The organism is Vibrio sp. Vb0349 (assembly GCF_033338975.1).
Window position 1 is genome coordinate 718,222 of record NZ_JAWOTS010000001.1, and the last position, 25,182, is coordinate 743,403.

General features: G+C 43.3%; 19 protein-coding genes, 1 tRNA gene and 1 pseudogene. 9 read left to right on the plus strand and 12 right to left on the minus strand.

Annotated features, from left to right (window positions below; genetic code table 11):
• Position 1 precedes the first annotated feature (1 nt).
• The 4 genes and pseudogenes from trpB to R7Q47_RS03210 all read right to left on the minus strand — a co-directional run bounded on the left by trpB (position 2) and on the right by R7Q47_RS03210 (position 3,054).
• Positions 2-1,225, minus strand: coding sequence for a tryptophan synthase subunit beta (gene trpB / locus R7Q47_RS03195; RefSeq protein WP_005375643.1), 1,224 nt, complete (start codon positions 1,223-1,225; stop codon positions 2-4).
• 400 nt (positions 1,226-1,625) lie between these two features.
• A pseudogene (locus R7Q47_RS03200) lies at positions 1,626-1,927 on the minus strand (S1 RNA-binding domain-containing protein); the annotation flags it as partial.
• Positions 1,928-2,286: 359 nt separating this feature from the next.
• On the minus strand, positions 2,287-2,499 hold the full coding sequence (locus R7Q47_RS03205) for a cold-shock protein (protein WP_005375644.1): 213 nt from the start codon (positions 2,497-2,499) through the stop codon (positions 2,287-2,289).
• Positions 2,500-2,805: 306 nt separating this feature from the next.
• Positions 2,806-3,054 carry a hypothetical protein gene (locus R7Q47_RS03210; RefSeq protein WP_005375646.1) on the minus strand — a complete coding sequence of 83 codons (249 nt, stop codon included), beginning with the start codon at positions 3,052-3,054 and terminating at the stop codon, positions 2,806-2,808.
• Positions 3,055-3,343: 289 nt separating this feature from the next.
• On the opposite strand from R7Q47_RS03210, the gene pcp reads away from it, so the two are divergent.
• The 4 genes from pcp (at position 3,344) to R7Q47_RS03230 (ending at position 6,957) form a co-directional block, all read left to right on the plus strand.
• Positions 3,344-3,982, plus strand: a complete 639-nt coding sequence (pcp, locus tag R7Q47_RS03215) for a pyroglutamyl-peptidase I (RefSeq protein ID WP_154203931.1) — start codon at positions 3,344-3,346, stop codon at positions 3,980-3,982.
• 198 nt (positions 3,983-4,180) lie between these two features.
• A complete protein-coding gene (locus tag R7Q47_RS03220) occupies positions 4,181-4,444 on the plus strand; it encodes a hypothetical protein (protein ID WP_154203930.1) in 264 nt (87 codons plus the stop codon).
• Between the two features lie 63 nt (positions 4,445-4,507).
• Positions 4,508-5,494: a CobW family GTP-binding protein gene (locus R7Q47_RS03225; RefSeq protein WP_154203929.1), complete on the plus strand. Its 987-nt coding sequence runs from the start codon at positions 4,508-4,510 to the stop codon at positions 5,492-5,494.
• A 170-nt stretch (positions 5,495-5,664) separates the two neighbouring features.
• Positions 5,665-6,957 carry a DEAD/DEAH box helicase gene (locus R7Q47_RS03230; RefSeq protein ID WP_154203928.1) on the plus strand — a complete coding sequence of 431 codons (1,293 nt, stop codon included), beginning with the start codon at positions 5,665-5,667 and terminating at the stop codon, positions 6,955-6,957.
• A gap of 65 nt (positions 6,958-7,022) precedes the next feature.
• Here R7Q47_RS03230 and R7Q47_RS03235 read toward each other — a convergent pair whose 3' ends face one another.
• From R7Q47_RS03235 to R7Q47_RS03245, 3 genes are all read right to left on the minus strand, one after another.
• The gene (locus tag R7Q47_RS03235) at positions 7,023-10,049 is read right to left on the minus strand and encodes a DUF6701 domain-containing protein (RefSeq protein ID WP_318088605.1); all 3,027 of its coding nucleotides are present in this window, start codon (positions 10,047-10,049) and stop codon (positions 7,023-7,025) included.
• Positions 10,050-10,356: 307 nt separating this feature from the next.
• Positions 10,357-11,196: an arginase family protein gene (locus R7Q47_RS03240; RefSeq protein ID WP_005386190.1), complete on the minus strand. Its 840-nt coding sequence runs from the start codon at positions 11,194-11,196 to the stop codon at positions 10,357-10,359.
• 6 nt (positions 11,197-11,202) lie between these two features.
• Positions 11,203-11,937, minus strand: coding sequence for an IclR family transcriptional regulator (locus tag R7Q47_RS03245; RefSeq protein ID WP_005386192.1), 735 nt, complete (start codon positions 11,935-11,937; stop codon positions 11,203-11,205).
• 348 nt (positions 11,938-12,285) lie between these two features.
• On the opposite strand from R7Q47_RS03245, the gene R7Q47_RS03250 reads away from it, so the two are divergent.
• A complete protein-coding gene (locus R7Q47_RS03250; RefSeq protein WP_005386194.1) occupies positions 12,286-13,758 on the plus strand; it encodes an EAL domain-containing protein in 1,473 nt (490 codons plus the stop codon).
• Here the strand turns inward: R7Q47_RS03250 and modF are convergent.
• The gene (modF, locus tag R7Q47_RS03255) at positions 13,746-15,200 is read right to left on the minus strand and encodes a molybdate ABC transporter ATP-binding protein ModF (protein WP_104976535.1); all 1,455 of its coding nucleotides are present in this window, start codon (positions 15,198-15,200) and stop codon (positions 13,746-13,748) included. The two genes, R7Q47_RS03250 and modF, sit on opposite strands and share 13 nt — an antisense overlap.
• Positions 15,201-15,485: 285 nt before the next feature.
• Between modF and R7Q47_RS03260 the strand changes: the two genes are divergently transcribed.
• Complete coding sequence (locus R7Q47_RS03260; protein WP_033907145.1) at positions 15,486-17,036, plus strand: PAS domain-containing methyl-accepting chemotaxis protein; 1,551 nt, start codon at positions 15,486-15,488, stop codon at positions 17,034-17,036.
• A 161-nt stretch (positions 17,037-17,197) separates the two neighbouring features.
• On the opposite strand, the gene R7Q47_RS03265 is transcribed toward R7Q47_RS03260, so the two are convergent.
• Positions 17,198-17,288: transfer RNA gene (locus R7Q47_RS03265), tRNA-Ser, on the minus strand.
• Between the two features lie 329 nt (positions 17,289-17,617).
• Here R7Q47_RS03265 and R7Q47_RS03270 point away from each other — a divergent pair.
• Positions 17,618-18,298, plus strand: a complete 681-nt coding sequence (locus tag R7Q47_RS03270; RefSeq protein WP_005386198.1) for a MaoC family dehydratase — start codon at positions 17,618-17,620, stop codon at positions 18,296-18,298.
• 63 nt (positions 18,299-18,361) lie between these two features.
• Here the strand turns inward: R7Q47_RS03270 and R7Q47_RS03275 are convergent, their stop codons facing one another.
• The gene (locus tag R7Q47_RS03275) at positions 18,362-19,186 is read right to left on the minus strand and encodes a phosphate ABC transporter substrate-binding protein (protein ID WP_017635752.1); all 825 of its coding nucleotides are present in this window, start codon (positions 19,184-19,186) and stop codon (positions 18,362-18,364) included.
• A gap of 266 nt (positions 19,187-19,452) precedes the next feature.
• Between R7Q47_RS03275 and R7Q47_RS03280 the strand changes: the two genes are divergently transcribed.
• Complete coding sequence (locus tag R7Q47_RS03280) at positions 19,453-19,806, plus strand: DUF3024 domain-containing protein (protein WP_017635751.1); 354 nt, start codon at positions 19,453-19,455, stop codon at positions 19,804-19,806.
• A gap of 33 nt (positions 19,807-19,839) precedes the next feature.
• On the opposite strand, the gene R7Q47_RS03285 is transcribed toward R7Q47_RS03280, so the two are convergent.
• Together R7Q47_RS03285 and rnb are read right to left on the minus strand one after the other, a co-directional pair.
• Positions 19,840-20,649: a helix-turn-helix transcriptional regulator gene (locus R7Q47_RS03285; protein WP_151515454.1), complete on the minus strand. Its 810-nt coding sequence runs from the start codon at positions 20,647-20,649 to the stop codon at positions 19,840-19,842.
• Between the two features lie 71 nt (positions 20,650-20,720).
• Entirely contained in the window at positions 20,721-22,724 is a 2,004-nt protein-coding gene (gene rnb, locus R7Q47_RS03290; protein WP_053350659.1) for an exoribonuclease II, read from the minus strand.
• Between the two features lie 413 nt (positions 22,725-23,137).
• Here rnb and R7Q47_RS03295 point away from each other — a divergent pair, with 413 nt between their 5' ends.
• Positions 23,138-25,069 carry a DEAD/DEAH box helicase gene (locus R7Q47_RS03295; RefSeq protein WP_005375680.1) on the plus strand — a complete coding sequence of 644 codons (1,932 nt, stop codon included), beginning with the start codon at positions 23,138-23,140 and terminating at the stop codon, positions 25,067-25,069.
• Positions 25,070-25,182: the final 113 nt, after the last annotated feature.

Consider the following 25,182-nt stretch of genomic DNA (forward strand, 5'->3'; position numbering starts at 1 on the left):
GCTATATGAGTGATTCAATGCCGTATTTTGCGCCGTAGTGTTCAACGACAAAATCAATGTCTTTGTCACCACGGCCTGATAAGTTGATCAAAATCGAGCCGGTTTCTCCTTGCTGTGCGAGTTTAATTGCGTAAGCGACAGCGTGTGAGGATTCAATAGCAGGGATTATTCCCTCTTCACGAGACAGCTCAAAGAAGGCATCAATCGCTTCGTCATCACTGATTGAGCCGTAATTGACACGGCCAATGTCTTTTAAGTAACTATGCTGAGGTCCAACCGATGGGTAATCCAAGCCACTTGCTACAGAGTACACTTCCTGAGGTTCGCCTTGCGCATCTTTAAGCATGTAAGACTTAAATCCGTGCATGATACCTGGCTCACCGAGTGTGAGTGTTGCAGCATGCTCGCCAACCTTTTGCAAAGAGCGGCCCGCAGGTTCAACGCCATGAATGGCGACTTGTTCATCCTCTAAGAAAGCAGTAAATAGCCCCATCGCGTTAGAACCACCTCCAACGCATGCGACGAGATTATTGGGTAACTTGCCGGTCATTTCTTTGAATTGAACTCGTGCTTCGTTACCGATAATTGATTGGAAATCTCGTACCATTTTAGGGAATGGGTGAGGGCCAACGACAGAGCCTATCGCATAAAGCTGTGTATCAGGATCTTTCAGATAAGCTTCGAATGCAGAATCTACCGCTTCTTTGAGGGTTTTGCGCCCATGAGTGGCAGGAATGACATTAGCACCAAGGATTCTCATGCGGACGACATTCGGATGTTCTTTGGCGATATCAACTTCACCCATGTAAATATCGCATTTCAAACCAACCAATGCCGCGGCTGTAGCAAGCGCAACACCGTGTTGCCCTGCGCCAGTTTCTGCAATTAGTTTCTTCTTACCCATCTTTTTAGCGAGAATGGCTTCCCCTAAGCAGTGGTTAATTTTATGTGCGCCTGTATGGTTTAAGTCTTCGCGCTTTAGGTAGATGTCTGCTCCGTATTTTTTAGACAAGTTTTCCGCATGGAAGATTGGGCTAGGTCGTCCAACAAAGTGCTTATACAGGCGAGCGAGTTCCGCTTTAAATTCAGGATCTTTGCTGCATTCCTCATAAGCTGCGTTGATGTCATGCATGATTTGTTCAAGCTCAGGTGGAACAAAGCTACCACCGTATTCACCAAAGTATCCTTCTTCGTTGGGCATAGTGAGATCAAACGAGTTTTTCATTATTTACATCCTAGTTAACGAAAGTATTGATACTTTTATACCCAAAATTTAGAAGTGGTTGTGTGATCAGTTGCTTAAATCAGAGTTCGCGATCTAGTGCACTAGTTAAAAAGTACAGCTTGTGTAGGGGATAATAGTTGTGATGTAGAATCAGGTGGTTTGAATAGATGCAAAAAAGCCTCGAGAGATCCTAGGCTGTCATAAGAACCTCTCGAGGCAAACAGAATGCTGGAAATACACTCTGCGATGGTGTCTGGAAACAAAAATTAGATTCGTTTCCTTTGTCAGATATTAGGGTTTTAGAATGAGTCGATGTCAGCGAAATGTCACAAGTTAATTGCGGTATTAAAAGCTTATTTTTTATTTTTGATTAATGGATTAGAAAGTAACCTAAAACAGGCTAACCTACCGCGTGTTCCGCGTCTTTTAAGTTGGACATGATCTTTCTTTGTCTCGAATCGGCGTCTTTAACCAACACGTGCACTTTGGTCCCTAAAGTAAACGTGGCGCTCTGGCTGGAAATTTTTTGTTTGACTGCATCAAATTCGAACTCACCATTTTGGAAACTTGATAAAGGAATGAGACCTTCGGTTCCTCTAACTCAACAAATACCCCGAAGTGTGTGACTCCACACGCTGTCCCTATGAAGTGTTGTCCGATAAATGGCTTCATGTAATGACATTTCAGTGCAAACTCAATCTCTCAGCTAGGGATTATGTGCTCGTAGTTATTAGAATTTATTGATTGAGCAGATATATTTAATTTCATTTTTTCTCTTATATTCGCCAATCGCTTTTATTTTATAAACTTTATTTTTATGAGCAAAGCATGAGGCGAAGTGATTCAGATATGAATGAGATTAATTTAGTTCCAAACTGGAATTGCAAGGTAGACTGTGTGATTACCTAAAGATGTATACCAAAGTGACTTTATTGAAAGTGATTAATGATGGTGTGGGAGAGGTAAGTGATTTGGGTATATAAACTCAGATAGAGAATAGTAAGGGCAGTAATAAGTGGAAGGGGATTGTGGCACCAACAACATTGATGCCACACAAAGAATTACAGTGCAGTTACTTCAGCTGCTTGTAAACCTTTGTTACCTTGTTCAACAACGAACGATACTTTTTGGCCTTCAGTAAGAGTTTTGAAGCCTTCAGAAACAATAGAACGGAAGTGAACGAATACGTCATCACCGCCATTGTCTTGAGAAATAAAACCAAAACCTTTAGTTTCGTTGAACCATTTTACTGAACCAGTTAATTTATTAGACATAGATACCTCTATATTTGATTGTTTTAAATATTGAATTTTTAGCTAATATCAAGTGCTACTATATGATTTTAGAGATAACTATTTTGTCGCAGGAACGTAAACGAGGAATTCGATGTGGAACTGAGAGAAACTTTGATCTTTAATTACATTAATAGCTCTTTCCGTAAGAGCTGATGTGCAGTATACCGACAAAATTAATAAAGGCTAGCCTTTTCTTTTTTATTTTTTGAGTACACCAAGCGCATTGCTTTCAAAGCATACGCTTGGTGTATAAGACGGCGTGATGTTATAGGTGGCGTCGAGCGCTTAGTGTTTTCTGGTTGGGCCGTTACGAACGATGTCTTTACCATTGTCATATACGTGCTGCGAAACCCAGCGGCCAAGGAGCAATTGGTGCTTTTCTCCTAATACGGCAACAAATGGACGGCCATCGGTATTAGAGGTGGCTAGCGCAACGCCAGTGACACCTTCAAGACCCAGAGCGCCGCTTTCTACTAAATGCAGAAATGCCTCTAACTCTTCAATCGTTTCGATTACATGGTTATCAATATTCATTGTATTCAATCTCTTCGAATTGCATTGCGGTCGCGTACTCTACCTAAGTTAAGCGTGGAAACCAAGCTTCTACGTGAGTCATGTAACGAGAGAACCTTGCCCTGCCACTAATCATCAATAAGTTAGTCTCGATAGTCCGGAACTTGCCTAGATTCAATGAGGCAGAAAACACTCTCTGGTTAGACATGAGTCACATAATGTTGTCTGGTTTATCTCATCAATACTTTTGCTATTGGATGGGGTGAAGGGGAGTGCAATAATTTGTAAAACTCTTTTCCTAAAGGCTGTTATGAAGAAAGTCCTGATTACCGGTTTTGAACCTTTTGGTGGTGACGCCATTAACCCCGCCTTAGAAGCGGTCAAGCAATTAGAGGCCGCGGCCATAAAAGGCGGTGTGATAGTTACTTGCCCAGTCCCCGTAGTTCGATATGACTCGGTGAAAGTCGTTATTGAAGCAATAGAAGCGCACCAGCCAGACTGTGTGATTACTGTAGGGCAAGCGGCCGGGCGTAGCGCGATAACCCCAGAGCGTGTCGCAATTAATGTGGATGATTTTCGTATTCCAGATAACGCTGGTCATCAGCCGATTGATGAACCCGTGGTGGCTGATGGTCCTGATGCTTACTTCTCGACACTACCGATAAAGCGTGTTGTGCAAACATTGCAAACGCAGGGTATACCTAGCCAGATTTCCAACAGTGCCGGAACATTTGTATGTAACCACCTTTTTTATGGCATCCAACATTACTTGAAAGACAATCCGATTCGTCACGGGTTTGTTCATATTCCATTATTGCCAGAACAAGCAGCAGATGGCAGTCAGCCTTCTATGTCTTTGGACATGATAGTCGAAGGGCTAAAGCTGGTGGCGCAAGTTTGTATTGCCAATGATAGCGATATCCTGGTAAGCGGTGGAACGATTTGCTAGTAAGTGTTTTAAAATCCAATAAGTATATGAAAGATAATAATAAGCTCGTCGTTTGATGTTGTAGTAAATGTTAGCTTTGTCAAATTTCACAAGTAGCGAAAGGAGTAGCATTGAATAGTCAGGTTGGATGTTGTTCAAACTGACATTCCTCTAGTACAGGAGGTGTTAGGGGGCTAACTTTACGAAAGGCGAGTTATTATGAAAAGCAACAAAAGTAAGTCAATCGCACTTATCTCTGTCGTTGTTTTCGCGTTGGCTATTGCTGCGCTTAAATTCGAAAACACGCTCGGAGTTCTTCCCATCGTAGTCGCTATTATCGCGTTTTTTACCTGCGTTATTTATACCGGTAGGTACTTGTCCGATATGAAGCGTTCAGAGTTGATAAGTCACTCTGATCATTCTCAAAAAATGTATACCTACGCATCACGCAATGAGCTTGATGAGCGCGATAAAAAGCGTTGAAGCGAGTCACATTCTCCGTATACTTTGCTGGAGCATTAATGCACTAACGTGTCGGAGATAAGCATGTCAAATCGAGTACCAACCAACATACTGACCGGATTTTTGGGTGTCGGTAAAACGACCACGATTTTAAATCTACTGAAGAACAAACCGGAAAACGAAAACTGGGCGGTTTTGGTCAATGAATTTGGTGAGATTGGCATCGACGGTGCATTGATGACCGACCAAGGTGCGCTGATTAAAGAAGTGCCGGGTGGCTGTATGTGTTGTACGGCGGGCGTGCCAATGTCGGTCGGTATTACCGCGTTACTGCGCCAAAAACCGGACCGTTTATTGATTGAGCCGACAGGCCTTGGTCATCCAAAACAGGTTATCGCGACGCTTACCTCACAGCAGTATGAACCTTACGTTGATCTAAAAGCGACGATCGCTCTGGTTGATCCGCGTAACTTAAGTGATGAAAAATATCTTTCTAACCAAAATTTCGTGGACCAGTTAGACAGCGCAGATGTGGTTATAGGCAGTAAGGTTGACCTTTGTACCAGTCACGACATTGATGTGTTTAATGACTGGGTGACGGACCAATCTCCCTCAAAAGTATTCAGTAAGCTTATTCATGATGGTGAGTTACCGATAGAAGTCTTGGATATCGAACGGGTTTACGGCAGCGCTTCTTCCCATATCGAGTCACATCATCATGACCATGCTCACCAAGAGCCTCAATTCCAGTTGGCGCCTGGTGAAGCCTTTGTGCGCAAAGAGAACAAAGGGCAGGGTTATTTTAGTTGTGGGTGGTTGTTTGGGGCAGAGTATAAGTTTGATTTTGAAAAGCTTTTCTCTATGCTTTCGGACTTGACCGCAGAGCGTGTTAAAGCGGTGGTCAATACGGATCAAGGTTGTTACGCGTTTAATGTTGCCAACCGAGTCGTGTCGGTGAATGAAATCAGCTTAGAAGGCTTTGAATCACGATTAGAAGTGATAGATTCTCAGCTGTTGCCATGGGATGAGCTTGAGCGAATTCTCCTTCAGTTATCTGGCATCAAACATTAGATCGCACAAAGGTTAAACGAAAACGGTGAACCATTAATGTATCTGTGCTCACCGTTTTTTCTTTTGTAGGATTTCAATGAGAAAAGTGAGATAAATCACTCAAATTCGGGTATAGTGCACGGCTAAATTTTTAAAGCTATTTTTAGTGGTTTGTTTAAGGAATACGCTCAATGTCATTTTCATCTCAAGGTTTTGCGCCAGAAGTGGTTAAAGCACTGGCAGAATGCGGTTATGAAAAGTTAACGCCAATTCAACAGAAGGCGATTCCAATGGCTCGCAAAGGCCATGATATTTTCGCTACAGCACAAACAGGTACTGGTAAAACGGCTGCGTTTTCTCTGCCTATGATTCAGCAGTTGCTAGACAGTAACCGTAGCGCTTCTCGTAAGACTGCTCGCGCACTTATCTTGGCTCCAACTCGTGAGCTTGCTGAACAAATTGCTGATAACATCAAAGCTTACACGAAGTACACGAACCTGTCGGTGGCTGCGATTTTCGGTGGCCGTAAAATGTCTTCTCAAGTAACGGCATTAGAAAACGGTGTAGATATCCTAGTGGCTACACCTGGTCGATTGGAAGAGCACATTGAACAAGGTAATGTCTCGGTCGCACACTTAGAGTTTTTAGTGTTTGATGAAGCAGACCGTATCTTGGACATGGGCTTTATTCACGCAGTACGTAAGATCATGCTAGATGTGGATACTGATCCGCAAATTATGATGTTTTCCGCAACGACTTCGAGCCAACTAAATCTGTTAGCAAAAGATATCCTGCGTAAGCCTAAACGTATTGAAGTTGAGCGAGCGAATATGACAGCACAGACAGTTGCTCACGTGTTATATCCAGTTGATCAAGAGCGAAAAACGGAACTGCTTTCGGAGCTGATTGGTCGTAAGAACTGGAAACAAGTGTTGGTATTTGTGAACTACAAAGAGACCGCAAACGAAGTGGTAAAAGAGCTGAAACTTGATGGTATCAAAGCGGTGGTTTGTCATGGTGACCGTGCTCAAAGCGCTCGTCGTCGTGCGCTAGAAGAGTTTAAGTCCGGTAAAGCACGTGTCATGGTGGCTACCGATGTCGCTGCTCGAGGTCTAGATATTGAAGACTTACCTCATGTTGTGAACTATGACATGCCTTTCTTAGCGGAAGATTACGTTCACCGAATTGGTCGTACAGGCCGTGCAGGTAAGCAAGGCCATGCTGTTTCATTTGTAAATCGAGATGAAGAGCTCACGGTGGTTCAGGTTGAAAATCTGATCCAGCAACGCATTCGCCGTATTGAGCTTGCAGGCTATGAACCAAAACAGCGTGAATCTTACATTGAAAAGCTGCACTCAAAACCAGCATTTAAGAATCGTCAAGGTCGTCGTAATAATCCGAACCAGTCGGCAACAGACCAAGGGTCGGCAGAGCGTCGTCTTGCTATGGTGAAGCGCCTGAAAGCGCGTCGTGGCGCAAAGTAAATTACATCAGTTTGTGATGAAAAGAGCCCCTCAATTGAGGGGCTCTTTTTGTTTGCCGTTTCGCGTTAATTTAGGCCAAGCATATTGGGTTCACCACGATAAATAATGCGATCGTTTCCTCGGTGAATACCAAACGTAACAATGACGGGTGGGCTTTCCTCTTCACTTGTAGAGCTATCCCAGTCGTATTTCAGCCAAGGGATGCGATTGCCTGAGCTGTCTAAATCTAGGTGGAATTGTATTTGCTCTCGCGCTGAGTCAATTTGGCTTGCAACGATATCGGTCATTCTGCCAATACTCATCGTTCCAACGCCAGAAAGCAGGGCGTTGTTTGCTGGCGCATGAGACCAAATTGGCGTGCTGAAGTAATATTCACCATTCGCCGTTGTTGAGCTGTCATCGAAGTTAGTCGTAAATCGACCGTTTTGCCAAGTTTCTACAGCAAGTGGCACTTTGATCACCATGCCTTGGTTGCCACCTACATCTTGAAAGTTCAAACGACCGAATCGAATGTCTGGTTGTTTTGTGAGCACTTCGCTATCGTCGAAGAAGTTTACCTCATCAACGGCTTTTACTGAGACTAAACCTATTTGGCTGATATCACTATTAGTCTCGGTATTGAATGGACCATCAGGATATTGCTTATCTGTCGTGTTCTTTTTCCAGCATGGGCTATTGTTACAAGTCGCATTGGTCGAGGGCTTCTCTATAACAAACGTTCCAACACTCGCGCTACCCAGTAGTTTCCAGTCTACCTTCTTAGGCTTAGGCGGCAAAAACCGATCGGAGTATGAGCTTAGCTCGCCTAAATCGAAATGTTGTTGAAGGTTAGACGAAAAGTGGACGTAATTCTTCACGTTTTCCTTATTCGCATTGAGTGCGACAACATCGTAAGTGACTTTCTCAAAAGGTTGATTCATGTAAGCAAAAGTTTGGCCATGTGGGTAGTGCCATTCTTGGTCTTGCACTTGAAAATATTTTGGGTAAAAACGACCAACGTAACGATAGCCTTCGTTCACAGTCATACCTAGATATTTACTTTCTAGGTTTGCTTTTACTCTCAAGCTCCCGACTTCTTCCCAATATAATCCATTAAAGACGAATTGATCATTCTTGGCTGAATTATGCGCCTGAGCCAGTGAGTCACTACTTTTTAGCAATTTTGAGGTTTGGTTCGCTGTCTCTGATGGCGTATGTTGCTCACTCGACAAGACAACCGATGCTGCTGGAGCGTCATCAAGCGTAAAATTACGGGTGATAGAAGCATCACAATAGCGTGCTGATTCAACAGACCCACTTACAGAGCCGTCAGGTTGCCAAATGATTGGTTTCACCGTTAGAGAGAAAAGTTCTCCGGCAGCAAGAAACCCTTCTCCTTGTTCAGAGGTGCCAGAAGGCAAAGCACGTTGGTTGTCACAAATAGCGAGTGTCCATGGTCGCGAGTGCACATTAAATGTCCCTTTCACTTCCACTTTGCCTTCTTCTGGACATTCTTCAAATCCCTCACATTCAAAATGATCGGACAATGTCACTTCAAATATGCCGGACTCGTTCGTGATAAGACCATGTTCAGACAAGCCGTCTTTAAATTCCGCTGAATAGCTAAAGTTTCCTTCACTTCCTCCTAATGGTTGAACCAATGGATGAAAAATCTTAGGCGTACCATTGTAGTTGCTTGCCACTACAGGTTCGCCGGTGGAGGCACAAGCAAGCAATCGCGTATGCACGTTTTCTGGTTTACCTGCAATAACGCGTATTTCATTTAAAGTTGCGCTTTTCGTCTTTGAGTAGGCCTCAAACATAAATGGCGTAAACATAAAGCGAACAGTTTGATGCTTGCTCGTGTCTTTCGCCATAGTGAAAGTTAGTGTGTAGTTGGTATCTAACGAGATCGTATCAATATTATTCGGAACCACTCGAACAACAAGTTCACCATTCTCGTCAGATATAAATTGGTTGGCTCCTAATGTCTGCTGACCTTTAACCACCTCTAAAGTGAACAAGTCAGGGTGTGATAGGACAGCACTGACTTCTGCGCTTACAACTTCTCCATTATTGGTTGTTGTTGCTGTAAATTGCGGAAGATCGTCGCCGCACATCAGTGCCATGTTGTCCGATGGTGTGACGCTGAGGTTTAAGTCGTTCTCCGATGGAGGCTGCATGCTGCAATTCGGAACATCTTGAGGGGTGATTGGACAGACTTGGGAAGAGTAGTGACAATCAGCCTCGCCCAATCCACAGTATTGTGTGTATTTGTTGTCTTGTGCTTTCGTTTGTGCACTTCCTGGCGTTTGTTGGATTTCACCACAAACTTGACTAGGCTGATTTGGAGCGTTGTTGAAGTTCAATGTTTGGAAGTATTTAATTGCTGCGGTGGAACTATAGAATGAGCCACTTAATGTAGCTGACGATCCTACAGATTCAGCCGTACCATAGATCGACATATCTTTTATAATCAGAGATTTGTGCGCAGAAACATCACCGACGACAAAATGGTCTTGTAAAGGATGGTTTGTTTTTAGGTGTAGTGTTTCGCCTTGTGATTCGACCTTACCACAGATGTTTGTATTAAATATATTGGTCGTGCTGTGAGTCAAAATGTCACCAATAATGGTGTTGTACTCACCATTAATATGAAGGGCCTCACCTGTTAGCTCTATATCCCCATCGATGAGAACGTTATGCAGCTTTGTTGGATAAGCCGATAGAAGATCACCATAGATAACAGTGTGCTTGTTTTGGTAATCGTCGAGGTTTGATGCTTTCTCATTGTTAACCGTTAATCCGGTAGCGAGGGCGTGTAGAGAGATACGTTTATTGGGTTCACCAATTGTATTATTCCCCTCTAACACAATTCCATAATCTGCTTTTAATGTTATCTCTTTTTCCGGTAATGAGGAGACAATTTTATCACCAGCGGGTAGGACTAGTTTCCCTGTACAGCGATAAGTCGTGCCATCGCTTTCGATACTAAAACTCTTGTGTGAGCAAAGTTGACCTAACTCAGATAGATCTTTTACGTCATAAGTGGTGGCGTGTGAGGTTAGCGGTAAAAAAAGAACCGCAGTGAAAATACTGCAAAGACGCATCATCAAATGTCCTAATGAGTGGAACAAGATGGCATCAAGCGAGCGTGAGCAAATGCTCACTGAAATTGGAATAGCTGCGGTACTTTTTTGTTCTGAAGCCGCTTAGTTATTGAACTTTGGTTATTTTTTATTTCGTATGTCATACCAAAGTTTAGCTGCCTTATTACAACGTAAGTGTCAGGTTAGTTCAAGAGGCAAGTGTGATGTGTGTCGATTTATATGTGTAACTATTTGTTAGTTAAGGATAATAAGTAAGCATGTTGGTTCAGAATCAGGAAGGACGCGATCCTGATTCTGAACGTTTATAACGCTAGGCAGCGTGAACGATGAGTGGAGCCATCTGATATAACTCTTCTAGTATGGCTTTCGTTTGTCTCGAATACACCAGACAATCTCGATCGCCAACGAGCTGAATTGCTCTCACTTTACCTGCAACCAAACATTGCCTAATCGTGCGTAGAACCATTTGGATATCAATTTCTGACGCGCCATCAAGGCTGTTTTTGGTTTTTAGAGATCCAAGGTCGATACTAATGATTATTTGGTCGCAGTGGTCTAGGTAATTGCCGATCTGTTGCTTAACATTATTGCGATGACGAAAAGAAAACTCTTTATCGGTTACCCAGTCACAACCTTGATCCTCCGCGTATTCCCACGTTTCTTGCTTTGTATCTTGTTCGCTAACACCAGCAAAAAATAATCGCACGTTTTGATAGCGAGAAAGAGCAAAATGGAATGCCGAGCCTAAACGTGGTTCAAGTGTTGGTTTCAAGTTCATGTCATGTCCAATATTTACCACACCCACTTCGTCTCGATAGGACACGACCACAGGTAACATGGACAAGATTGCCTCGGTACAGTTAGTGACTAAAACAGGAATTGAGTGGCGAGAAAGCGAAAGGCTTAACGCTTCCTGAAACTCGCCATTCTCCAGTTTGTCGTGGTTGAAGTGCCCATAGTTCTCAGCGGTTTCATGATCGTGTTGTTGGTAAAGCCAATCACTAGCATTTTCCAAACTTTGATCAGCTAATTCAAACGCGCCCTTAGACATGGGTGGCAAATACTCACACACTGTCATAAAAGAAAAAGGGTAATGCTGCGGCTGTTTCACGGTGTGGTGGAGTTTATAGCGTTTGAAAAAGCTTAACATGATGAATTACCTTTCTGGTGGTAGTGCCCTTGCCGCTTGCAGTACATGTAAAATAATGCGCTGCTTGTCCTTTTCGACTCGGTGGGCCGGAGCCATCACCGAGACTGCGCCAATCAGTTTGCTTCCTTTCATTACCGGTGCGCTAATACCTGACACACCAGGGTCAATCTCAGAAGTACTGACGGCATATCCGTGTTTACGGATGGTTGTGAGCTCTTTTTCCCACTCGTCACGTCGGTGATCTTGATTAAAATATCTCAAGATTTTCTCGCATCGACTTTGAGGCATAAAAGCGAGCATCACTTTAGATGAGGCACCGCGCAGCAGAGGTTGACTTTGACCCTGGACGAAGCTGCAACGCAGCGCCTGCATACTTTCTTTCTGTCTGACACAAAGCGCACGATAACCCGCTGGTACCATATAAGCGGCCATTTCCCCGGTTTGTTGTACCAACCTAGCCAGTATGGTTTCGACCATGTCGAGCCCATGTTGCGCGGTCTCATAGCTGTGCATGAGTAATAATGCCGCCGGACCAACGACAAATGTCTTGTCGTGAACGCTTTCTTCGATCAAGTTCCATTCTTTAAGCAGTTTTAAGTGTCGGTAAAGGCTGCTTAAAGGAACGTTCAATTGCTCGCTTAGCGTTTTCGCAGAAACTGGGAACGGACTAACTGCAACTTGCATTAACAACTGCAGTGATTTTTCGTTTACCTGGTTAGCATTAGCTTTGTTTGTCGTCATGAGAGTGTTGTAACGTGTTGTAGGAGTTACGACAAATATAATTCTTAATCACTGAGAAAAGAAAAATAATTTTAATGGGTAATTCTTACATGATGAGAAACAGACAGGTAAAGACTTTCGCAAGTACCGATAGACATAACATGGTGTCGAATTAAAGTCTCAGGTTTGAGGCGCTTGATACTAAATTGGAACAGGAGTGAATAAGACATTGTTTAGTTTGCGGTATTACTCAGCGTTTCGCATACTGAGTTAATCCAAACAAATAATGTTAAAAAACGTGAGTTGCTAGCGGGTATCGGAATCGAGGTACCATCTCAGTAAATCGGTTTTATAAAAGGTTACTTTTATATGCTGAATAAGGCGATTTTTAAAAAAGCCATCATTTTCCTTCTGCCTATTCCCTTGGTTATTGGAGAGGTTTTGTATTTAGCTCGTGAAAGCGTGCAAAACAATCTCAATCATTTATTAGAAAAAAATGTGCAAATTGCAGATGAAATTTTATTCCAAATAGAGACAGAAAACCGCACGGCGCTGCTACACCCTGAACGATGTGAAGAGCTCCAGCAAAGCTTAATGTTTGAACGAGATATTGAAGAAATGCTCATTGTGAAAGAGGGAGTCATTACTTGTTCTTCGAAATTGGGAAGTATCTCTAAACCGTTAGCTGAGCACATCGCCTTTCCCAAGGGACAAACGCTAGCGCTTGGTAGTGTTGATAGCTTGTACGATCAGTTCTTGCTAGTGGTAACGGAAGGAGAGCGGGGTTATCAAGCCGTAACGATTATCGATCATGACTACTTTAATGCGACAATAGGGTTTAACAACGATTTACGCCTAAAACGCTCTGCGCTGTTTATCCATGATCAAGTTTCACCAGAAGGAGCATTAAGAGCGGGAAGTAATCCTATCGGTATCAAATCGTCGCAAATGTTTGAGTATGAAGCTTTGAGCGAAGCCAGCGATCTTTTCGTCAAACAGAGAACACTTTCCTATTTTTTGTACTCAATTCCAATTATTTTCGTTATCTACCTTTGCTTGTATGCGTTGAATAAGTTTATTGATCCCCATCGCAATTTGATACTGGATCTTAAAAGAGCGATAAAAAGAGGAGAGTTGACCCTGTATTACCAACCGCAAGTTAACGTTGATACCGGTCAGTTATTCGGGTTTGAAGCGCTAGTGCGATGGGAGCATCAAAGTAAGGGGTTCATTTCTCCGGATGAGTTTGTCCCTGCGGCAGAGCAAAGTGGATTGGTTTTTTTACTTACTGATTTCGTTCTGGATAAAGCGGCAGAGGACTTCAGTAAATTAGGCTTTGATCAGCCTGTCCACCTTGGTATTAACGTGCCGCCTGGTTATTTAGTCGGACCAAACGCGATCAGAAAAATTCAATTGCTCGACAGACAGTTGAGCCGAAACAAAGTCTCATTAGGGGTAGAGATAACGGAGCGTCAGCTCATTGATTCAGAGGCGAGAAAATGCATTGCAGCGCTGCGAGTGCATGGTATTGATGTGCTGATCGATGATTTTGGAACTGGCCAAACCTCGTTAGCATTTCTACAGCACATGCGCATAGATTACTTAAAAATCGATAAGTGTTTTGTCGAAACTATTGGTATTCCTAGCCTTAGTGCTTCTGTCTTAAAAGCGATGGTTCACTTCGCGGAAGAATTACAAGTACAATTGATCGCTGAAGGCGTGGAAACCATAGCGCAAGCTGAACACTTAAAGCAGATGGGAGTGAGATATCATCAGGGATACCTGTACTCCAAACCATTACCTTATGAGCAGCTTGCGCAGCGAAGTCATTATGATTGGTAGACGTTAGCTCTATAACACTGAGCATTTTCATCAAACACAAACTCTAACTCATTTTTGATGCTATCTAAGCGGTCTTCTTGGTAGTGAGACACATACAATAGTTGGCTTAAATTCTCTCTAGCGATGAGTTCAAGTGTGTTCTTAACTAACCGTCTACCCAAAAAATCTAACCCTTGATACGGCTCGTCCAAAATCAATAATGTGGGTTGTTTCACGATGGCTCTTGCAATCAGTAACAGTCGCTGCTGGCCGTACTCTAATTGCTTAAATGAGGTTTTTTTGTACTGGCTCATATGTAAGATATCGAGCCACTCGTTTGCAATATCCATTTCTTTGCGAGTTGGCTGGTTATACAACCCAATCGAATCGTAAAATCCTGACAAAATGACTTCTAATGCGCTGCAATTGACTCGATATTGGAGGTGTAGCGCTGAAGACACCATACCGATATGCTGCTTAATTTCCCAGATTGTCTCGCCAGTACCACGCTTTTTACCAAAAATATCAATGTCATTGCTGTAGCATTGCGGATGATCGCCAAAGATCAATCCAAGTAAGGTACTCTTTCCACAACCATTTGGGCCTTTGACCTGCCAATGTTGGCCCTTGTCTATGCGCCAGTTCAAGTCAGTAAAAATCTTCTTATCGGTGTATTCAACAGTCCCATTCTTTAGTTCAAATATTGGGTTGTTGAATGGTGTCGAGTGCTGATGCTGACGTATCAAGCTCATCATTTCTTCACTCTGTTGCTTTGACTGAGATTTAATTTGTCCAATGATTGGATGATTATCCCAACTGGACTTATCCATTGTACTATCAAGCTTTCCTGCACTGAAAAGCGCGATGCTATTGATCCACTCAGGCATGTCAGATTCGCGAGAGAAGGTTATGAGTAGTTGCACATTTTGAGAAAGCGAGTGTAAATAGCGAGCGAGAGCAGCTCGGTGCGCAATATCTAAGCCAGTAAATGGATTATCGAGTAATACTAAGTCAGGTTGTGTGGCTAAAGCTCGGGCGAGCATTACTCTTCTGGTTTCTCCGGTAGAGAGAACACGGAAGCCACTATCTCTAAGATGACTTAGGTCGAGATCATTAACTAGCTGTTCAGTTAAGTTAGTGTCTTGGCTCTGTTCTAGGATTAATGAATAAACAGTGCTTCCTTGGTCGATACGATCAAGAAAATCCGTATCATCTTTTTCTAATTCTCTTTCCAGTAATCGCTGTTGCTCTGATAACGACACTTGCGCAACGGACAGCCCATTTAGCTCAATTTCCCCACTATTTGGTGATATTTCATCACAAATAAGGTCTCCAAGCAGAGAGCCAATATCTCCATCCGCGCTGAATATCCCCCAAGACTGCTGAGTGTTAATTTTCCAATCGTCAATAAACAAGTGTGTCGTGTTTCTCTTAGCTGCAAGCTGACGAAAGTGAATAGTCATTGTGTTTGTCTTCCTTGTTTTCGTTTTAGTGGATTACTTATAACAATTTACGAACTCAGTACGGAAGCGCTTTTGTGTATTAATTTTGAACAGTGCTCAGTCTTGTGCATATTAACGAAGCCTTGTATTAGAGGATAAAAATGCGACTAGAGTCATTAAGTAACAAGTAAGCTTGTCAATAATTTTGTTTTATTTTTGAATCAACCTATCATTATGCATGTAAATGTTATGCTGATAAATTCATATTTGCCGTTTGTTAATTAATCAATGTAAGGACACATGTTTATGAGTGAAACGGAATACGATTACCCTTCGAGTTACAGCCTAGTTTCCATTACCGATACCTCCAGTTACATCAAATATGCCAGTGAAAACTTTAATGAAGTAGCGGGGTTTGATGAAGGGGAGCTTATCGGTAAACCCCACAATGTTGTGCGTCATCCTGATATGCCAAAACAGGCTTTTAAAGATTTATGGACTCACCTGAAAACTGGCAAACACTGGATGGGAATGGTCAAAAATCGACGTAAAAACGGCGGCTATTATTGGGTTGACGCGTTTGCTTCTCCTATAAAATCTAATGGTGAAGTTGTGGAATACCAATCAGTGAGATTTAAACCTGAGCGTATACACATCCAGCGAGCGGAAAAAGCGTATTCGAAGCTTCGAAATAATCGTAAGCCGTGGAAAATGTATCTTCCTCGTACACGTTTGTGGATGAGATCGGCCTTCTTCCTTTTAATTTCAAACCTTCTTGGCTTACTCATTCTACAAATGAATCAATCACCAGTGATAGCGTTTGGCGTTGTTGCGTTACTTTCCGTTTTCTCTATTTATGTATTAACCAGACCAGTTGAGAAGCTCGCTAAACAGGCTAGGCAAGACTTCAACAATCCACTCATGGAATATATTTATTGCGGAAGAATCAACGATCTGGCTGAGATTGAGCTGGGTATGAAGATGCGTAAGCAATTTGCAAATGCGCTATTGGGGCGCGTTGGCGTGTCTGTAAAAGACTCTTGCGAAGAAACGCGCGCAAGTGCTAACAGTGCTGCGACAAATAGCCAGCAAGTGACGGAGAACTTAAGCGCACAGAAAGTGGAGATTGACTCGGTCGCAACAGCGGTCAATGAGATGCAAGCCTCTTCATCTGAGATATCAAATAATGCTCAAGCGACCGCCGAGGCTACGTTAGAAGCGCAAAATACGATGATAGACAGCCGTAGCGTTATCGATAATGTTAACCAATCGGTTTTAGAGTTGGTGGGTGAGCTCGGCGAAATATCTAAAGTGGTCATACGTTTGAACCAACAAACCGAGCAAATTGGAACCGTTGTTGAAGTCATCAATGGTATTGCCGAACAAACTAATTTATTAGCGTTGAACGCTGCAATTGAAGCCGCGAGGGCAGGCGAACAAGGCAGAGGGTTTGCCGTTGTAGCAGATGAAGTGAGAACCTTAGCTAAAAGAACTCAGGAATCGACAACAGAGATTAAATCGGCCATTGAAGGAATTCAAAATGGGAGCAAATCAGCGGTTTCTGCGTTAGAGAAAGGTAACGAAATGTCGACCGGAACGGTAACATTGTTAGGTACTGCTTTGGATAGCATTCAACAACTGGAATCCCTTGTTCAAGACGTTGTCGAACGAAACCAACAAATTGCGGTCGCGATAGAAGAGCAGGTTTATGTAACGGATGAAATAAATGAAAACATCCAGTCGCTTAATTTAAAGTACAGTGAATCGTATGAACTGATGACTGAAACGAATCATATGAACACCAAAGTGCAAAATTGCACCAATGACCTGTCTGAAATGATTAAAAAGTTTGCTTAAACTTTAGAAAATCGAAGTTAAAAGCCCGCTAAACATTAGCGGGCTTTTAACTGGAATATATTGAAGTGCTGGATTCGTTTACGAGCGAGGATTTCTAAATCTTGTTTTTGTAAGAGCTAAAACGACGAAAGCTCGCAATAAATGCGAGCTCTCTAAATAAGTGGCGGAGAGATAGGGATTTGAACCCTAGATACGCTATTAACGTATGCCGGTTTTCAAGACCGGTGCTTTCAACCACTCAGCCATCTCTCCGTTGTGGGAGGTATAATAAGGAGCATAGTCCGACTTGTAAAGTGCTGAATTATAATAGAAGTACTGTTTGCTTGTTTTATGATCACTGATGTGATGTTGGACAGTTTGAAAGCGGAGTGAAAAAGGGACAAAAAGTACCAATTTATAGAGTTTTTACTTTATATTGGCGCACGTCAATAAAATGGTGTTTTATTGTTATCTTGCTGATATATAAGACATAACATGCTTTTAGGGTACATGTGTTCGCCCGAAAGTATTTGCAAGACTTTGTGAACTAATTCAAAATTAACTGGTATAGCCAGTTGTGCTTAGAATTCTTAAGGGTGTTTATGAAGGTCACAAATCTATTTAAAGACAAAGTTGATGCGATTTCTGCTCATCAATCCGAGTTTATGAATTGGATGTCTCCAACGTTACGCGATTATTGGAGTGACTTTTTGGGGAAAGCTCAAAATAGCTTTCTTTTCTCAAAAGTTCGTGATCACCAGCAGCCAGCCGTCAACGAAGAAGTTGCACCTCAACCTGCACCGATCGTAATGGCACCAGAGGCTCAAAAGCTTTATGACGAGTTAAGTGAAAAAATTGGCGAAGTTATTCACACTGGTGATTGGGTTCATGTGTCTCAAGAACGTATTAACCAATTTGGTGCGGTAACGGAAGACATGCAATGGATTCATACTGATCCAGAGCGTGCTTCAACTGAATCTCCATTTAAGACAACTATCGCTCATGGCTTTTTAACATTAGCATTGCTGCCTAAACTGACGGATTCAGTTGATCCAGAAAAGCCAATGTTCCCAACAGCTAAAATGGTAGTTAACTTGGGTTTAAACCAAGTTCGTTTCCCTTACCCTGTCAAAGCAGGCAATAATGTTCGTGCAGTCAGCACGTTAACAAAAGTAACGCCAATCAAAAAAGGTTTGGAGATTGAGCGCGAAATTAAAGTGGAAATTGAAGGTATTCGCCGACCTGGTGCGGTTGTGGTCTCTGTAATTCAACTGCATTTCTAATTCCGAAACCGGATAGAACACGACATAGGAAAAGAGAGCATCAAGGTGCTCTCTTTTTTATTTTTACTGATTAAAGTTTTTTACTGGCGTATAACCGTAATCTGCAATCGCTTTTTGTCCCTGCTCTGAACGAAGGAAAGCGATAAAACCTTTACCTGCATCGCTAATCTTATCTACTTTGTATAGCACTAGGAATGGTCGCGCCAACTTGTACTTATGATTGCTAATGTTTGTCGAGGTTGGGTCAATACCATCTAACTGAATCGCCTTGATCGAGCGATCTACTGACCCTACAGAGATAAAACCAATGGCGCGAGTGTTATGGTTAACAATGGTTTTTACCATGCTGTTACTGTTTACAACCAAGTTGTTTGGGCTGATATCCGAGACAAGGCGATCATTAACGATTTTGGTCAGTCCCAGCAAGCTTTCGAAGCTGTAACGTGAACCTGAAGACGCTTCTCTAGTAACCACCGCGATAGGCTGATCTGCGCCCCCGACCTCTTTCCAATTCTTAATTTTACCTTTGTAAATATCAAATAGTTGTTGCTGAGAAAGGTTTTCTACAGAGTTGGTACGGTTTACAACAACAGCGAGGCCATCATAAGCGATAGGGTATACATTGAGATCTTCACCTTTTTCGCTTTCAGTCAGATAGCGAGAGCTCATGCCTATTTCGGCTACTCCTTTATTGACCATGGTGATACCAGCACTCGAACCAATGCCCTGAACAGCAACGTAATCGTCTGGGTGTGTTTTGTTGTATTCCTCAGCAAGTACATCCATCACACGAGCAACCGACGTTGAACCTGAGATGTTGATTTCTTTTGCAATGGTAGGGAGGGAGACTGCTATGGCCAATAACGTCGCCACAGTAAAACGTAACATATTAAACTCCATATACGGGATAAAGCAGAGTTTATGATATTGCGTTCAGGTTACACTTTTGTGAACTGTTAGCGCTAAACAAAGGAATTGTTTCTAGTCAAGAGGTGATGGAGCTAGCGTTTCCAAGTGGATTGAGATGATAATCTGGGCAAATGATAATATAGCTATCTTATACTTGAGTTAGGTAGATAACTACCATCGGTGATGATGTAAAGGTTATATACTAGGATCGACAGCTCTAACTATCATCCATCGGGAGAACGTTGATGTCAGTGTCCCAAATGGCGACAAGTCGTTTATACAAATCAGTTCAATCGCTCTGCTCTGCGCGTAATGCTAACTTGCCTGTCGAACAGGGCAAGTGCCTCTATGAGCTAGTAGAAAATGGCGTTGAGCTTCATCGGGCGCATTTTCTCCTCGACTCCCAGCATAGCGAGTATACTTCTCCCGTCGCGAAGATCATGTTTGATGAGGACAACCAACTTTGGTATTTCTATGTTCCCACATATCACAACGAGCTGTTAAGGTGGGTGCCTTATAAGCCACTTCCATTTAGCCGAATGCTTGAGGACTTACTCAACGAATTGGAGCGTGATCCTCAAGCGTGTTTTTGGGAATAGGGTGAGCCCAACGGATGCGAATGCCGACATGATTTATACTTTAGGCTTAACGACTTGGTTTCTAAAGTCTTTGGGGGTCATGTTGTAAACGGATTTAAATGCTGTACTGAAATGCGCTGCACTTTTAAAACCAGACTCAAACGCTATTTCTGTTATTGATTTTTCTGACTTGCGCAGTTGGGTTGCTGCGAAGTTTATCCGTTTCACCTTTAATATCTGAGAAAACGAAAGATCATCTGCGGCGAGGCGACGTTTTAAGGTTGCGATGGACATGCTCATATGAGCCGCTAAGCCTTCTAGCGTGATGTCTTTTTCAATATTACCCTCAATGTACTTAATGGCTTTTTGAGAGTCGCTCAGGCTACTTGCATCATCTATGATAGATAGGATGTTTGGCTCTACCTCAACCATCAACGACAGCAATGCCATTGCGATATGGCTTTGTGTGTAGTCTGGAGCGTTGCGACTCGCTAACTTAACCAACATGTCCTTCAATTGTGCTACTTCGCTACCGGATTGCGTCGAAAAAGGATAGAAGCGCCTTTCTTCCGTTTTGGAACGTAGCATCGGGTGCGCTTTCTTAAAGTCACAGAATATGTTTGGGTTGAAGACCAAAGCCAGTGCTTTAAAGCCACCGTCACTAGAGACGGCCTCTGCACTGCTCAGATCTGCGGAGTTATAGAGTGTGAAATCTCCGGCTTTAAGTTCAAATTGCTCACCATTAGGTTGATGAACTAATAGGGCACCTTCTTCAACAATATATAACCCATTATGTGTTGCAGTGTAACGCTCACTTTTGCGCGCAGTGAAGTGATTAAAGCGAATGATCTCAATGTTCGGCATACTCGTTCTTATCGTTTTACATAACAAATAAAAAAGGCGCTCAATAGAGCGCCTTTTAACTTCATTCGGTATTATTCACTTACAGTCTGTTCTGTTTGTGCTGCTGGTTGTTCAGCGAATACCTGGGTTGGCTTTGCAACTAAACTGCGGTTTTCTTGGTTTACGTCCGTAAGGACAATTTCCAATGTATCCCCAAGTTTGTATACGACCTCTTTATCGATAGAGATGGTACCGTTGTCGCCATTGCACTCAATTCTTTCTTTATTATCAAGAATTAGTGCACCAGGAATAAAGGCTGCTGCGCCATTTTCGAGAAGTCGGACACGTGCGCCTGCACGATTAATATCGAAAATCTCACCTGTGAAACAAGTTTTCTTGCTCGGCTCATCAGCAAGCGTGCGTGCATATAGCCAATCTGAGACATTTCGCTCAGCGATTTTATGATGTTTACGATGTAGAGCTAGCTCTTCGCCTACTTGGTCATCTGGTTTTTGTACGGGTTCTTTACCAAGGATGACGGCCTTCAACATACGGTGGTTGATCATATCACCGTATTTACGAATTGGTGATGTCCAAGTTGCATAGATGTCTAAACCCATTGCGTAATGAGGCAGAGGCTGATTACCCACTTCACTGTATGCTTGGAACTTACGAATACGGTTATCTAGATAAGACGTTTCTTGAGCTGCCAACCAGCGGCGCAACGCAGCAAAGCCTTCTAGTGTAGCAATAGACTCCGCTGTGAACTCCAACTGGCCTTCTGGATTGACAAGTTGAACCACTTCTTCAATCTTCTCGTTCTTGATACCTGCATGCGTATTGAAGACACCTGTTTCAAATTTATCGCGTAATGTACGACCTGCACAGATGTTTGCGGTAATCATGGATTCTTCAACAAGACGGTTTGCACTGCGGCGCATGTCTGCGTGGATAGCGATTACATCGTTATCTTCACTGAGCTCAAAACGGTAGTCAGGGCGGTCTGGGAAGACCACTGCGTTTTTCTCACGCCATTCAGCGCGAGCAAGAGAGAACTCATAAAGATCACGAACGATGGTCGCGATCTCTTCAGATGGCTGCCATGCTTCAGAGCTGCCGTTTTCTAACCAATCAGACACGTGATCGTATGCTAGGCGTGCATGTGATTTGATGTTTGCCGCGAAGAATTTAATATCGTCGCCAATCACACCATCTTTACTTACCGTTACGGTACAGCAAATAGCAGGGCGGGTTTCACCTTCAATCAGAGAACATAGGTTGTCCGCTAAATCACGAGGTAACATCGGGATGTTGCGGCCTGGAAGATAAATAGTATAGCCACGCTCACGCGCTACTTTATCCATTTCATCTTCAGGTGTGATGTAGGCGGTTGGGTCCGCAATAGCGATGGTGAGTTCGAAATCGCCAGATACGGTTTTCTTCGCGTACAGCGCATCGTCCATATCTTTAGTCGATTCACCGTCGATAGTGACGAATGGAACATGAGTCATGTCTACGCGTTCTAGCTCCGCGTCGTCTTTCAGTTCCCAGTTATCGATGCCTGCTGGCTCAGAGTTTGGTAGATCGTTTTGAGCAAGCGTTACCCACCAAGGCGCAATTTTATCATTCGCGTCAGTGATTTTTTCAGAAATTTCTACGAAGAAAGAGTTATCGCCTTTTAGAGGGTGGCGAATAAGATGTGCGACAACCCAATCACCTTCGGCGAACTCGTCAGGTTTTAGACCTTTCTTTAGTTTCGCTTTAAGAGATAGCTTTTTAAGCTGTGGGTGATCAGGTGCTACGTTGAGCTTGCCTTTGAACATTTTTACTCGACCAATAAAGCGAGTCACGGCTTGTTCTAGCAGCTCTTGTGGCTCTGCAACTTCGCGTTCATTTTCGGTGCGGATAATGGCGATGACTTTGTCACCGTGCATGCACTTTTTCATGTACGCAGGCGGGATGAAGAAGCTCGTCTTACTGTCCACTTCCAAAAAGCCAAAGCCTTTATCTGTGGCTTTTATTGAGCCTTCTTTTTTAGGCAGGTTTTCTTGGATTTGCTGCTTAAGCTGAGCGAGTAGTGGGTTATCTTGAAACATCTTTTCTTAAATTACCTATGGAGTTGGGCACACTATAATCATTGCGAGCTATTATTACTACCTGTGGAGCGTAATTTCGCCGTGAATTTTGCCAATTTAACCACGAGAAATTGGCTTAAATATTGATGAAATTCTCATCTGTGAGTTACGCGAATCTACGGGGAATGGTAGGGCTGGTGGAAAAATATGCTAAAAATACCATTGTTGAGAATAAATTGTGATGTAATTCAATTTTTTCTGGATTTTTTTATGCTTTTAAGGAATAATCCGCCTCCCTTAGTCGTCCCTAATGGCTTATCGCGGTTGTGTACTGTGCTGTGTTCCCGTCTGAATGGAATCAGTATCTGGATGGATCAGTATCGAATTGGAAGAGCATATGGGACTGTTTTTTTGTTTAATTAAGTAGGATCCCAATGCAAGATTCTGTTATTCAATTCAGTGATTTATCTCTGAATGATTCTATCCTTTCTGCTCTAGACGGAATGGGTTTCGTGTCACCAACTCCAATTCAGGCTGCGGCAATCCCACACCTATTGGAAGGTGCTGACGCGCTGGGTAAAGCTCAAACAGGTACAGGTAAAACAGCAGCGTTCTCTCTGCCTCTTCTCAACAAACTCGATCTAAACCAACGCAAACCGCAAGCGATTGTACTTGCTCCGACTCGTGAGCTGGCAATTCAGGTTGCAGCGGAAATGAAAAACCTTGGTAAAAACATCAAAGGTTTGAAAGTTCTAGAGATTTACGGTGGCGCATCTATTGTCGACCAAATGCGTGCTCTTAAAAGTGGCGCTCATGTAGTTGTTGGTACTCCAGGCCGTGTTCAAGATCTTATCAATCGCGAACGTCTACACCTAGACGAAGTTAGTACTTTCGTTCTTGATGAAGCAGACGAAATGCTAAACATGGGTTTCGTAGATGATGTAACTGCGATCATGGAGCACGCTCCAGAGTCAGCACAACGCGTTCTGTTTTCTGCAACTATGCCTCCAATGCTGAAGAAGATCGTTGAACGTTTCCTTCGTGACCCTGTAACGGTTGACGTTGCTGGTAAAAACCACACTGTAGACAAAGTTCAACAACAGTTCTGGGTAGTGAAAGGTGTAGAGAAAGATGAAGCGATGTCTCGTCTTCTTGAAACTGAAGAAACTGACGCGTCAATCGTATTCGTACGTACTCGTCAAGATACTGAGCGTCTGGCTGACTGGCTATCTGCACGTGGCTTTAAAGCAGCTGCACTGCACGGTGACATTCCTCAGTCTCTACGTGAGCGTACTGTTGATCACATCAAACAAGGTGTTATTGACATTCTAGTTGCAACTGATGTTGTAGCTCGTGGTCTTGACGTTCCACGTATTACGCACGTATTCAACTACGACATCCCATTTGATGTTGAGTCATACATCCACCGTATCGGTCGTACTGGCCGTGCTGGACGTAAGGGTAAAGCGATCCTTCTAGTTCGCACTAACCAAATTCGTATGCTTCGTACTATCGAGCGTGTAACTAAGTCATCTATGGAAGAAATCCAACTTCCTCTACGTGACCAAGTTGCTGAAGCTCGTCTAGCTAAGCTAGGCGCTGAGCTTGAAGCAGAGAAAGAGCACAAAGCACTAGACAAATTTGCTGAGTTGGTAGAGAAACTACAAACTTCTCTAGACATCGACCCAGCAACACTTGCTGCTATGCTTCTTAAGCGTCAGCAAGGCAAACGTCCTCTGTTCTACATTGGCGAAGACCCAATGGTTGAAGCAATTGAGCGTGACAAGCAACGTCGTAAAGAGCGCCGTGAAGGTGGTCGCGACGGCGGTCGTAACTTCAACAACCAAGACTGGGATACTTACCAGCTTCAAGTTGGTCGTGAGCAAGGCGTTCAAGTTAAAGACATCGTTGGCGCTCTAGCAAACGAACTAGGTCTAGGTAAAGGTTCTATCGGTGCGATCAAGCTAGCTCAAGGTCACACATTCGTACAGCTACCTAAAGCAATGACTTCAGACGCGGCGAACAAGCTAAGCAAACTACGTATCCGTCAACAAGATGTTGGTGCTGTAGTATGTGACTTCGATGATTTCCGCGAGTCTCGTGGTGGTCGCCGTGACGGTGGTCGTCGCGATGGTGGTCGTCGTGATGGCGGTGGTTACCGTGGCAACCGCGAAGGCGGCAATCGTGGTGGTGATCGTCGTGAAGGCGGTCGTCGCGAAGGTGGCTTCCGCGGTAACCGTGACGGCAACCGCGATGGCAATCGCGAAGGTGGCGAACGTCGTTTCGATCGCAACCGGGGTGGTGATCACCGTGGTGCACATCGTGGTGAACGTGGTCACGGTCGTGGCCGTCGTACAGACGCATAATCACGAGTGATTAAAGCGACGGTTTAAGTTGCACACTGACCCGTCCTGATATGGGTTGACACTTTTTAACTAAAACGCTCGATGTACTTCATCGGGCGTTTTGTATTTTAAAG

Coding starts and splice junctions, on each gene's coding strand:
- R7Q47_RS03205 (WP_005375644.1), bottom strand. CDS start 2,499: ATGTCTAATAAATTAACTGGTTCAGTAAAATGGTTCAACGAAACTAAA.
- R7Q47_RS03230 (WP_154203928.1), top strand. CDS start 5,665: ATGTCATTTTCATCTCAAGGTTTTGCGCCAGAAGTGGTTAAAGCACTG.
- trpB (WP_005375643.1), bottom strand. CDS start 1,225: ATGAAAAACTCGTTTGATCTCACTATGCCCAACGAAGAAGGATACTTT.
- pcp (WP_154203931.1), top strand. CDS start 3,344: ATGAAGAAAGTCCTGATTACCGGTTTTGAACCTTTTGGTGGTGACGCC.
- modF (WP_104976535.1), bottom strand. CDS start 15,200: ATGACTATTCACTTTCGTCAGCTTGCAGCTAAGAGAAACACGACACAC.
- R7Q47_RS03240 (WP_005386190.1), bottom strand. CDS start 11,196: ATGTTAAGCTTTTTCAAACGCTATAAACTCCACCACACCGTGAAACAG.
- R7Q47_RS03210 (WP_005375646.1), bottom strand. CDS start 3,054: ATGAATATTGATAACCATGTAATCGAAACGATTGAAGAGTTAGAGGCA.
- R7Q47_RS03220 (WP_154203930.1), top strand. CDS start 4,181: ATGAAAAGCAACAAAAGTAAGTCAATCGCACTTATCTCTGTCGTTGTT.
- R7Q47_RS03250 (WP_005386194.1), top strand. CDS start 12,286: ATGCTGAATAAGGCGATTTTTAAAAAAGCCATCATTTTCCTTCTGCCT.
- R7Q47_RS03270 (WP_005386198.1), top strand. CDS start 17,618: ATGAAGGTCACAAATCTATTTAAAGACAAAGTTGATGCGATTTCTGCT.
- R7Q47_RS03225 (WP_154203929.1), top strand. CDS start 4,508: ATGTCAAATCGAGTACCAACCAACATACTGACCGGATTTTTGGGTGTC.
- R7Q47_RS03245 (WP_005386192.1), bottom strand. CDS start 11,937: ATGACGACAAACAAAGCTAATGCTAACCAGGTAAACGAAAAATCACTG.
- R7Q47_RS03260 (WP_033907145.1), top strand. CDS start 15,486: ATGAGTGAAACGGAATACGATTACCCTTCGAGTTACAGCCTAGTTTCC.
- R7Q47_RS03235 (WP_318088605.1), bottom strand. CDS start 10,049: ATGATGCGTCTTTGCAGTATTTTCACTGCGGTTCTTTTTTTACCGCTA.
- R7Q47_RS03285 (WP_151515454.1), bottom strand. CDS start 20,649: ATGCCGAACATTGAGATCATTCGCTTTAATCACTTCACTGCGCGCAAA.
- R7Q47_RS03295 (WP_005375680.1), top strand. CDS start 23,138: ATGCAAGATTCTGTTATTCAATTCAGTGATTTATCTCTGAATGATTCT.
- rnb (WP_053350659.1), bottom strand. CDS start 22,724: ATGTTTCAAGATAACCCACTACTCGCTCAGCTTAAGCAGCAAATCCAA.
- R7Q47_RS03275 (WP_017635752.1), bottom strand. CDS start 19,186: ATGTTACGTTTTACTGTGGCGACGTTATTGGCCATAGCAGTCTCCCTC.
- R7Q47_RS03280 (WP_017635751.1), top strand. CDS start 19,453: ATGTCAGTGTCCCAAATGGCGACAAGTCGTTTATACAAATCAGTTCAA.